This window comes from Burkholderia sp. E168m23 (genome assembly GCF_016586125.1).
Classification (GTDB): domain Bacteria; phylum Pseudomonadota; class Gammaproteobacteria; order Burkholderiales; family Burkholderiaceae; genus Burkholderia; species Burkholderia orbicola.
Genome location: NZ_BCPP01000121.1, coordinates 1 through 10,945, shown reverse-complemented (window position 1 = coordinate 10,945; position 10,945 = coordinate 1). Strand labels below are relative to the sequence as shown.

10 protein-coding genes are annotated in these 10,945 nt (G+C 66.6%); 8 read left to right on the top strand and 2 right to left on the bottom strand.

Features of this window, described 5'->3' with window-relative positions; translation table 11 throughout:
* From mnmC to JMF90_RS09190, 7 genes are all read left to right on the top strand, one after another.
* A partial coding sequence (mnmC, locus tag JMF90_RS09220; RefSeq protein ID WP_201325059.1) for an FAD-dependent 5-carboxymethylaminomethyl-2-thiouridine(34) oxidoreductase MnmC occupies positions 1-1,036 on the top strand: 1,036 nt, incomplete at its 5' end.
* Between the two features lie 670 nt (positions 1,037-1,706).
* On the top strand, positions 1,707-2,921 hold the full coding sequence (locus JMF90_RS09215) for a cation:proton antiporter (protein ID WP_012327590.1): 1,215 nt from the start codon (positions 1,707-1,709) through the stop codon (positions 2,919-2,921).
* 14 nt (positions 2,922-2,935) lie between these two features.
* Positions 2,936-4,051 carry a YbdK family carboxylate-amine ligase gene (locus tag JMF90_RS09210; protein WP_006490006.1) on the top strand — a complete coding sequence of 372 codons (1,116 nt, stop codon included), beginning with the start codon at positions 2,936-2,938 and terminating at the stop codon, positions 4,049-4,051.
* Between the two features lie 504 nt (positions 4,052-4,555).
* Entirely contained in the window at positions 4,556-5,194 is a 639-nt protein-coding gene (locus JMF90_RS09205) for a MarR family winged helix-turn-helix transcriptional regulator (protein WP_006477254.1), read from the top strand.
* A 28-nt stretch (positions 5,195-5,222) separates the two neighbouring features.
* A complete protein-coding gene (locus JMF90_RS09200) occupies positions 5,223-5,933 on the top strand; it encodes a glutamine amidotransferase (RefSeq protein WP_027811016.1) in 711 nt (236 codons plus the stop codon).
* Positions 5,934-6,160: 227 nt separating this feature from the next.
* The gene (locus tag JMF90_RS09195) at positions 6,161-7,273 is read left to right on the top strand and encodes an NADH:flavin oxidoreductase/NADH oxidase (RefSeq protein WP_054928205.1); all 1,113 of its coding nucleotides are present in this window, start codon (positions 6,161-6,163) and stop codon (positions 7,271-7,273) included.
* A 177-nt stretch (positions 7,274-7,450) separates the two neighbouring features.
* On the top strand, positions 7,451-7,981 hold the full coding sequence (locus tag JMF90_RS09190) for an SET domain-containing protein (protein ID WP_027808863.1): 531 nt from the start codon (positions 7,451-7,453) through the stop codon (positions 7,979-7,981).
* Between the two features lie 157 nt (positions 7,982-8,138).
* On the opposite strand, the gene JMF90_RS09185 is transcribed toward JMF90_RS09190, so the two are convergent.
* A complete protein-coding gene (locus JMF90_RS09185; RefSeq protein ID WP_006477258.1) occupies positions 8,139-9,623 on the bottom strand; it encodes a sensor histidine kinase in 1,485 nt (494 codons plus the stop codon).
* A gap of 121 nt (positions 9,624-9,744) precedes the next feature.
* On the bottom strand, positions 9,745-10,437 hold the full coding sequence (locus JMF90_RS09180) for a response regulator transcription factor (RefSeq protein ID WP_006401494.1): 693 nt from the start codon (positions 10,435-10,437) through the stop codon (positions 9,745-9,747).
* Positions 10,438-10,559: 122 nt separating this feature from the next.
* On the opposite strand from JMF90_RS09180, the gene JMF90_RS09175 reads away from it, so the two are divergent.
* Positions 10,560-10,790: a DUF3717 domain-containing protein gene (locus tag JMF90_RS09175; RefSeq protein WP_006401493.1), complete on the top strand. Its 231-nt coding sequence runs from the start codon at positions 10,560-10,562 to the stop codon at positions 10,788-10,790.
* Positions 10,791-10,945: the final 155 nt, after the last annotated feature.

Here is a 10,945-nt window from a genome sequence, read left to right as displayed (position 1 = left end):
GAGCCGGCTCACGCGCGGCGGCTTCCTGCACGCGCTCGCCCGCTGGCGCGCCCTCGAACGCGCGGGGCATGCATTCGCACGCAGCACGCACGGGATGCTCCATCTCGCCGAATCGGCCGACGATTTCGCGCGGATGCGCGACGCGTTCGACGCTTTCGGGGCGCCGTCCGACTATGCAACGCTGCTCGATGCCGATGCCGCGCGGGCGCACCTGAATCTGCCGGTCGCGCAGGGCGGCCTGCTGTTTCCGCACGGCGGCGCCGTATGGCCGGCCGGGCTGTGCGCCGCGCAGTATGCGGCGGCCGGCGAGCGCGTGCGGCTGCTGGCGTCCACCTGCGTCGCACGGCTCGAACGGCGGGACGACACCTGGCATGCGCTCGACGATACGGGCGCCACGCTGGCCGATGCGTCCGTCGTCGTGCTCGCGAACGCGGGCGACGCAGCGCGTCTTGCCGGGCTGCGGCATGTCGCGCTGCAACCGGTGCGCGGCCAGCTCACGCTGTTGCCGCCGGGCACGACGGCGCCGCTGCCGTGCCCGGCGATCGGCGACGGTTACGCGGTCCCGCTCGACGACGGCACGCTGCTGATCGGCGCCACCTTCGAACCGGACGACACCGATCCCGCGATGCGCGCGGCCGGCCACGCCGAAAACCTCGATCGCGTGCGGCACCTGCTGCCGGGCCTGATCGGCGCGCTGCCGGATCCCGCCACGCTGCACGGCCGCGTCGCATTCCGCTGGGTCGTCGGCGACCGCCTGCCGCTCATCGGCCCGCTCGCCGACGAAGCGCAGGCCACCGCGAACGCACGCGCGCTGGGCGGTGCGCAGGCGCGCGACCTGCCGCGCATGCCGGGCCTCTACGGCGCATTCGGCTTCGGTTCGCGCGGCCTCGTGTGGGCCGCGCTCGGCGCCGAACTCATCGCCTCGCAACTCGAAGGCGAGCCCTGGCCGCTCGAGCGCGAACTCGCCGACGCCGTCGATCCCGCCCGCTTCCTGATCCGCGCCCTGCGCGCCCGCCGCGTCGGCTCGGCGGGCTGACCTCGCGCGCGCCGCTCACAGTTTCCCGATTTTTCCGCGCAAGGTTATCCACGCGATGCTGTGGATAACCGCGCGGAATCCGCGCGCACTTCGTGTGCAATCACAGTGGACGTAAACTGGGTAACTCTGCACAGCTGTGAAGCGGCCCGAAAGTTGCTCAACTCAAACGCCTGTGAGCGAACAGCCTGTGCAACCGGTTATGGTTTCGCCAACACCTTGATCTTCCAACGTAAACCGGAGTTATCCACAGAACTGTGCGTCCTTTGTTAACTTCTACTACGTATATATACAGGTAAACCTTTGAAACCAAAGACCTGTGGCGCCGCACAGCGCCGCGAGTCGATTCAGTCGGTTCCGGAACGAAAAAGCTGTGGCACAATCGGTTTCCTTCGCGTTCGTTCGGCCAAGCGCCGGACATGCTTCAACGGAACGGTCGGCACGATTTCGAATCTGAATCTTCGAGACTGCGCAGTCCGTTCACACACCAGGCCGACAATCCAGATCGGCAACCTGAACGACGTTCCGCCTTGTGGCGGAACAGGCGGACCCCATGTACCGCCATCGTCGAGCACAACAATCACATTCGGGGCGATACCCAGCCGGCGCGCATCCATTCCTGTCGCTTGACCCCGCGTCGCTGGCGGTTGCTTCCAAAGGAGAAGTCACCACGATGAAGTCGGCGTTCTCATTCCTGCCCAACTGGCCGCTCGCGCCGGATGCCGTGTTCTGGGCCGGGCTCGCGCTGTTCGCAGCCGGCCTGTGCGGCGAGCTGTGCTATCGCGCGTGGCGCTTGCCGCGCATCACCGGCTATGCGGTGATCGGCCTGATCGCCGGTTCGTTCGGATTCGGCGTGATCGACACGAGCACCGACGAAACCTCGCGACTGTTGATGGACGTCGCGCTCGGCCTGCTGCTGTTCGAGCTCGGCAGCCGCCTCGACCTGCGCTGGATCCGGCGCAATCCGTGGCTCGTCGCGTCGAGCCTCGCGGAAGCCACGCTCACCTTCGTGCTCGTGCTGTTCGTGATGCTCGCGCTCGGCGTATCGGGGATGGTCGCCCTCGTGCTGTCGGCGATCGCGATCGCGACGTCGCCGTCGATGGTGATCCAGCTCAAGACCGAACTGCGTGCGGAAGGGCAGGTGTCGCAGCGCCTGATCACGCTCACCGCGCTCAACAGCGTGTATGCGATCGTACTGACCAAGCTCGTGACGAGCTGGCTGCACCAGGAAGCGTACGGCAACGTTTTCGCGACGATCCTGCAGCCGCTCTACCTGCTCGCCGGTTCGTTCATCGTCGCGTATCTGGTCGCGCGTTCGTGCAATTACCTGTTCCGTCACATGACCGCGACGATGCGCGACGAGCATTCGTTCGTCGCGCTGTTCGGGCTCGTGATGCTCGCGATCGCCGTCGCGCAGGCGCTGAAGCTGTCGACGCTGCTCACGCTGCTGCTCGCCGGCATCATCGTGAAGAACCTCGAAGCGCGGCCGCAGCTGTGGCCCGAGCACTTCGGCACGGCCGGCTGGCTGCTGACGGTGGTGCTGTTCGTGCTGACGCTCACGTCGTTCACGTGGGGCGACATCGCGCTCGGCGGGCTGCTCGCGATCGTGCTGATCGTCACGCGGCTCGTCGCGAAGCTGGCCGGCGTCGTCGCGTTCGCGAAGCCGAGCGGCCTCGGGATGAAGCAGGGCGTCGCGCTCGGCATCGCGCTCACGCCGATGTCCGCGCTGTCGTACCTGCTCGTCGACGATACCTACCAGCTCTATCCCAATTTCGACCCGCACCTGCGCGCGATCGTGATGTGCTCGATCGTGATCCTGCAGCTCGTCAGCCCGTTCGTCGTCTATCGCTGCCTGTCGGCGGTCGGCGAACGCAGCGACGGCAACTGATTCCGGAACCTGCCATGGCACTCGAAACCTTCGTCAATTCCGAACCGTTCACGTTCGGCGTCGAACTGGAGATCCAGGTCGTCAACACGCACAACTACGACCTGACCAAAGCGGCATCCGACCTGATGCGCCTGATCCAGGGCGAGACCTTTCCGGGCAACATCACGCCGGAAATCACCGAAAGCATGATCGAACTGTCGACCGGCATCTGCCATTCGCACGAGCAGGCCGTCAGCGAGCTGCATGCGATCCGCGACGTGCTCGTGAAGGCGGCCGACCAGCTCAACGTCGGGCTGGCCGGCGGCGGCACGCATGCGTTCCAGCAATGGAGCGACCGGCAGATCTACGATGCGCCGCGCTTCCAGTACATTTCCGAGCTGTACGGCTATCTCGCCAAGCAGTTCACCGTGTTCGGCCAGCACGTGCACATCGGCTGTCCCGATCCCGATAGCGCGCTGTTCCTGCTGCACTCGATGTCGCGCTTCATTCCGCACTTCATCGCGCTGTCGGCGTCGTCGCCATTCGTGCAGAACGTCGACACGGGCTTCCATTCGGCACGCCTGAATTCGGTGTTCGCGTTCCCGCTGTCGGGCCGCGCGCCGTTCGTGCTCACGTGGGACAGCTTCGAGGAATACTTCACGAAGATGGTGAACACGGGCGTCGTCAACTCGATGAAGGACTTCTACTGGGACATCCGGCCGAAGCCCGGCTACGGCACGATCGAGGTGCGCGTGATGGACACGCCGCTGTCCGTCGATCGCGCGGCGGCGATCGCCTGCTACATCCAGACGCTCGCACGCTACCTGCTGACCGACCGGCCGCTGAAGCTGTCGGAGGACGATTACCTCGTCTACACGTTCAACCGTTTCGAAGCGTGCCGCTTCGGGCTCGAAGGCACCTGCGTGAATCCTCAGACGGGCGAGCGCCGCACGATCGCGGAGGACATCCTCGACACGCTCGACCGGATCGCGCCGCATGCGGCCGCGCTCGGCTCGCGCGCGGCGCTCGACGAGATCGGCGCGCTCGCGAAGGCGCGCGTGAACGACGCATCGTGGTTGAGAACCGTTTTCAAACAGGAAAAATCGCTGAACGAGACGGTCCGGCAGCAGTGCTTACGTTGGCGCGAGTGAAAATATGTTTTGCAGATAGCAGGATCGACCGCATGGCGATTCGCTGAGCGGTAATCGGCGCCGTGTCCCGCCGAAATCGATGCGAGGCGTCCTGAAAATCTGTGGATAACCCGATATTCCACTGCAAAGTCAACGCTCTGCAGGCGGGATAACCGGTGGATCATTCCCATGCGGCCAATGGCCGATTCGAACAGGACAATGCTGGCGCGCCCCGTTTCGCGGGCGCGCGACATTGCACGCACAACAAGAATTTGCGGTTATCCAGCGATTTTCCACAGAATGCAGGGGATAACTTAGCTGTGCGATTTTCCGCTCTCGCTTAGAATGTCGGCTTTGCGGACACCGGAACGACGTGTGTCTCTCCGGTCGCCGCGAACGCGACCGCCGCGTGTGCCTCGCGACGGCCGTGCTGATGCATTCGAATGGGTGCGTCTGTTTTGAGATAGATTCGATCTCCACACTACGGCTGCTCGGCCATCCGGGCGGCGGCAAAGCGAAAAGACTATGAGCGAAGGCGTTTACGGGAACCAGGCTGCGGGACGTGTGACCCACAGCCTGCTGCGGTTGAGCACGGCCATGCGGAGCGAGGCATGGGATTGGGCGGAAGGCGCTGGCCTCACGCCGACGCAGGGCGAGATTCTCGTGCTGTTGCTGCAGCGCAAGGGCCCGATGCGGCTCGGCGAGATCGCGCGCGAGACGCAGCTCACCGCGGCCACCACGAGCGATGCGGTCAGCACGCTCGAGACGAAGGGGCTCGTCGAGAAGCGCCGTGCGCTGGACGACGGCCGGGCACTGGCCGTACGCCTGTCGGCGCGTGGCCGCACGGCCGCGAAGAAGGCGCTGCAATGGCCTGAATTCCTGACGAAAGCGGTCGGCAAGCTCGGCGCGGACGAGCAGGGCACGCTGTATCGCGCGCTGCTGAAGACGCTGCGCGAGCTGCAGGTGGCCGGCGCGACGCCGCCGCAACGCATGTGTCTCACGTGCACGCATTTCCAGCCGAGCAAGCCGTCGAAGAAGACCGTGCATCACTGCGCGGTGCTCGACATCGCGATGTCGGACAGCGATCTGCGTCTCGACTGCTCGGTGCAGGAAGAAGCCGACGCGGCGACGCAGAAGAAGACCTGGAAGATTTTCGCAGGCTGACGTCCGTCGATCGACCGGGAGGCCGATGATGAACGCTGAAGTCGTGGCGATCCGCCACGTGCATTTCGAGGATCTCGGGAGCTTCGAGCAGGTGCTCGGCGAACGCGGTCGGCGGGTGCGCTATGTCGATGTCGGATCGTCGCGGGTCGAGGTGCTCGACGTGCTCGAGCCGTCGCTGCTCGTCGTGCTCGGCGGGCCGCTCAGCGTGTACGACGACGCGCAGTATCCGACGATCGCGCCGCTCCTGGCGCTCGTGCGCCAGCGCATCGACGCGGGGCTCCCGATCCTCGGCATCTGCCTCGGCGCGCAGTTCATCGCACGGGCGCTCGGAGCGCGCGTCTACCCGGCCGCGCAGCATGAACTCGGCTGGGCGCCGCTGACGCTCACCGACGCCGGCCGCGCATCGCCGCTGCGTCATCTCGACGGCGCGACGACGTCGATGCTGCACTGGCACGGCGATACGTTCGACCTGCCTGGCGGTGCGATCCATCTCGCATCGACGCCGGCCTGCCGCCACCAGGCCTTCGCGTGGGGGCAGCACGTGCTGGCGCTGCAATGTCATCCCGAAATCCGTACCGATCGCTTCGAACCGTGGCTGATCGCGAATGCCGGCGAAATCGCGGCGACGCCAGGCGTCGACGCGCGCCAGTTGCGGGCCGATACCGTTCGGCACGGCCCCGCGCTCGAGACGGCCGCCCGGCACATGTTCGCGGAGTGGCTCGGCAGCGTCGGGCTCTGACGTCGCGGGCGGCTGCGGTCACTGCAAAGGCTTGAGCCGGCCTGGATCCGTTACGGGCCGACGCCTCGCCGTCGCCGTACGTCGCGCATTCCGCTCATTCCGCGCCTCGCCGGCATCCAGCCGGCGCCGTACCTGACCATCCGCTTACTGCCGATGGCGCCGTCTGCACGCTTCCAGCCTGCGTGCTACGCTCGTCCGCTCTTTCTCTTTCCTGGCGAGTGGCTTCCATGACTGCGCTGTTTTCCCCGTTCACGCTGCGCGGGGTGACCCTTCCGAACCGGATCGTGATTTCCCCGATGTGCCAGTACTCGGCCGAACGCGGCGAAGCGACCGACTGGCACATGATTCACCTCGGCCATCTCGCGCTGTCGGGCGCGGGGCTGCTGTGTATCGAAGCGACCGCGGTGGAACCCGACGGGCGCATCACGCATGGCGACCTCGGCCTGTGGGACGACGTGACCGAAGCGGCGCTGAAGCCGGTGCTGGCCGCGATCCGCAAGCATTCGCCGATCCGCGTCGCGATGCAGCTGTCGCACGCGGGCCGCAAGGCGTCGAGCGCGGCGCCGTGGGAGGGCGGCCAGCTCGTGCCGGTCGCCGACGGCGGCTGGCTGCCGCACGGGCCGTCGGCCGTGCCGCACAAGGACGGCGAGACGCCGCCGCTCGCGCTCGATGCGGCGGGCCTGAACCGCATTCGCGAAGCCTTCGCCGCATCGGCCAGGCGTGCCGCACGGCTCGGCATCGATGCGATCGAAGTGCACGCGGCGCACGGCTACCTGCTGCATCAGTTCCTGTCGCCGCTCGCGAACCGGCGCACCGACGAATACGGCGGCTCGCGCGAAAACCGGATGCGATTTCCGCTCGAGATCTTCGAGATCGTGCGCGCCGCGTTTCCGGAAGACCGGCCGGTCGGCGTGCGCGTGTCCGCGACCGACTGGGTCGAAGGCGGCTGGGAACTCGACGATACGATCGCGTTCGCACATGAACTGAAGCGCTGCGGCTGTGACTGGATCGACGTGTCGTCCGGCGGCGTGTCGCCGCTGCAGAAGATTCCGCTGTCGCCCGGCTACCAGGTGCCGTTCGCGCAGGCCGTGAAGCGGGCGGTCGGCATGCCGACGATCGCGGTCGGCCTGATCAACGAACCCGCGCACGCGAACCGGCTGATCGAGGCCGGCGACGCCGACTTCGTCGCGATGGCGCGCGCGATGCTGTACGACCCGCGCTGGCCGTGGCACGCGGCGGCCGAACTCGGTGCGCAGGTGACGGCGCCGCCGCAGTACTGGCGCTCGCAACCGCGCGAGCACAAGGCGCTGTTCGGCGACGTCTCGTTCGGCCAGCGCTGAGCACATCGCGCAATATTGCGCGCGATGTTGAACGAAGCAATCGTGAACGTGTAGGATGCGGATGATTCGCCGCATGCCCCGACGCGGCACCGACCGGTGCCGCGTTTTCGTTTTGCGCGGCGCCCGGCCGCGATCGCGGCCGCTTCCATTCAAGTCGTCTTCACAAGGATTGGTTCGATGAGTTCACGCAGGATCGCGGTGCGCCGCTCGGGAGTACACGGCAAAGGCGTGTTCGCCGTGGCGCCGATCAAGGCCGGCGAGCGCGTAGTGGAATACAAGGGCGAGCGAATCTCGTGGAAGGAAGCGCTGCGCCGCCATCCGCACGACCCGAGCGAGCCGAACCATACGTTCTACTTCGCACTGGACGAAGGCGGCGTGATCGACGGCAAGATCGACGGCAACAGCGCGCGCTGGATCAACCATTCGTGCGCGCCGAACTGCGAAGCCGAGGAAGTCAAAGGCCGCGTGTACATCCACGCGCTGCGCGACATCGGGCCGGAAGAGGAGCTGTTCTACGACTACGGCCTCGTGATCGACGCGAAGCTGACGAAGAAGCTCAAGCGCGAATACGCGTGCCACTGCGGGGCGGAGTCGTGCCGCGGCACGTTGCTCGCGACGTCCGACGAAGGCGGGAAGAAGAAAAAGAAGAAGGACAAGAAGGACGGCAAGCCGGCGTCCGGTTCGAAGGACAAGAAGAGCAAGAAGTGATGCAGGCGGCAGCGCATCGCGCGCTGCCGCTGTCGTTTCAGTCGACGGTTGGTTGGCGCGTCGTCGCGGCGCGTCATCTGCTTTCCGTCTTTCCGTTCCTGTTCCGGCGGGCGGCCCGGTCGACGGGCCAACCGTTGCCCGCCGACAATCGCGCTGCTCAGTGCGTCGGCGCCACAGCCGGCGTTTCGCTGGCCGGCTGCGCCGTATGCGCAGCGAGCGGCACCCTCACCACGAAGCGCGAGCCGCCTTCCGATGCATCCTCGTACGACACGGTGCCGCCATGCATCGCGATGATGTCGTGCACGATCGCGAGCCCGAGCCCGGCGCCCGTCTCGACGCCATTGCCGCTTTGCGCATCGCCGCGGAAGAAGCGCTTGAACAGGTCGGCCTGCTGGTTCGCGGGCACGCCGGGGCCGTTGTCCTCGACTACGATCTCGGCGGCCGGCTGGCTGCCCTCGAGCGAGGCGCGCGCGACGTTCACCGTGATTCGCGCGCCGTCCGGCCGCGCGAGCGGCACGTACTTCAGCGCATTGTCGAGCAGGTTCGCGATCACCTCGCGCAGCAGCACGGGGTTGCCGCGCACGATCAGCTTCTCGTCGTCGCCCGGATCGTCACTGCGCTGGAAGCCGAGGTCGACATGCGACGCGAGCGCGCGCGGCACCCATTCGGCGCCCGTCTCGAACGCCATCGCCGCGAGATCGACGTCGACGAAGCGCGCGGCCTGCTCGCCCGGCTCGGCCCGCGCGAGCGACAGCAACTGGTTGGACAGCCGCACCGCCCGGTCGGCCGCTGCGCGCAGCTCGCGCACCGCGGCGAAGGTCTGGTGCGGGTCGCGCGCGACGGCCGCCTGCTCGGCATGCAGCTTCACCGCGGTGAGCGGCGTGCGCAACTGGTGCGCGGCATCGGCGATGAACTTGCGCTGCGCGTCGAGCGCGGTCTTGAGGCGGCCGAGCAGCGCGTTCATCGCGCTCGTCAGCGGCCGGATCTCCAGCGGCACGTCGGTTTCGTCGACCGGCTCCAGCGACGTGTGGGTCTGCCGGTTCAGCGAATCGGCGAGATGCGTGAGCGGGCCCAGCTGTTGGTTCACCACGCGCCACACGATGCCCCAGCCGGCGAGCAGCAGCAGCAGCAGCGGCATCATGATCGCGACGAGGAATTCGGCCGCGATCCGGTAGCGGTGCCGCACCGGCTGCGCGACTTCGACGACCATCGGCTTGCCGCCCTCGACGTCGTCGACGCGCACCTGCGCGACCCGCACCGCGCGGTTGTCGTACTCGGCCTCGAACACGTACGCGTGGTGCATGCGGCGCACGTTGATGCCCTGCAGCGGCAGCTTCGGGTCGCCGGCGAGCTCCTGCTCGCCATCGCTGATCCGGTAGATCAGCGCTTCGGCCGGATCGGAGAACATCGCCTGCGCGAGCGGCGGCACCGTGAACGGTGCGTCGGGGCCGGCGATCTGGATCTGTTTGGAGATGGCGGTCGCGAGATCGGCGAGCGAGCGGTCGATCACGTGCTGCGTGTATTGCCACGCGAGCCAGTAGGCGATCAGGCCGCTCATCAGCGCGAGCATCGACAGCGGGGCGGCGAGGCGCCGGAGCAGCGAACGGCGCAGGCTGGTGGTCACAGCCGGATCAGGAGACATTTCGACGGGCAAATGGATAAGCGCCGCTCACGGGGAGCGGCGCGGTCGTGCGCCGGGCGGCGACGCGGAAGCCGTACGCATGCGCGTCGGCGGCACGCGGCCGGCCGGCGCGCGGCGTCGCTCAGACGCTCGCCGTCTGGCGGATTTCCTGCAGCAGGTAGCCGAAGCCGCGCACCGTGACGATTTCGACCCGGCATTGCTCGAGTTTCTTGCGCACGCGGTGCACGTAGACTTCGATCGCGGTGTCGCCAAGATCGCCGCCGAAGTGCGTGAGGTGATCCTGCAACTGGGCCTTGCTGACGACGCGGCCGTGACGCAGCAGCAGCATTTCCAGCACCGCGAATTCGCGCGGCGACAGTTCGAGCGGCTTGTCGTCGTTGAAGATGCGGCGGTCGACGCCCGACAGGCGGACGCCGCCGAGCGACACTTCCGGACGCGGCATGTCGCTGTGCGGGCCGCTGCGGCGCATCACCGCGCGGATGCGCGCTTCGAGTTCGGCCGGCTCGAACGGCTTGAGCATGTAGTCGTCGGCGCCGGAGTTCAGGCCCTGGATCCGGTCGTTCAGCTCGTCGCGCGCGGTCAGCACGATCACGGGCGTGTGGCGGTTGGTCTGGCGGAAGCGCGTGAGCAGCGTCATCCCGTCGATGCCCGGCAGGCCGAGGTCGAGGATCACGAGTTCGTGGCGGTTCTGTGCCAGCGCCTGTTCGGCAAAAATGCCGTCATGCACCATGTCGACGGTGAAGCCAGCCTGTTCGAGGCTGCTCTGGATACCGCGTGCGATGGGGCGGTCGTCTTCGATCAGAAGGAGTCGCATGAAGTTCGCTCAAGTACAATGGGTTGGCGGTTCAGGCACGCGGACAGCACGAAGCCGTTTCCACAGGGACGCCGCATCGCCTGACATCAAGCATGGCGGCCAGCGAACGATTAAATCCAATCATGTCCGATATTTCGATCCACGACCTCGAAGCCGCGATCAATTTCTGGCGCGCCCGCTCGCCGTCGAGCGGCGACGAACTCAAACTCTGCGAAGAGGCCAGCGCGCTCTCCAAGCCGTATGCGCTGCTGATTGTACAGCGCGAAAGCGCGCTGCAACTGGAAGGATTGGACCCCAAGGCGCGGAAAGCGTACGAGACTTACGTGCGCCTTAAGGATGGCTTGGAAAGCTGAAGGCTTTCGCTGAGTACATCCTAGAAAACGTTCAGCGAAATGAAAAGTTGACGCGCCGCGCACGGAAAGATGCGCGGCGGTAGCGTAATAACTTCGTATAGCATACATTATACGAAGTTATACGAGATCTGCGTCTCGACTGCTCGGTGCAGGAA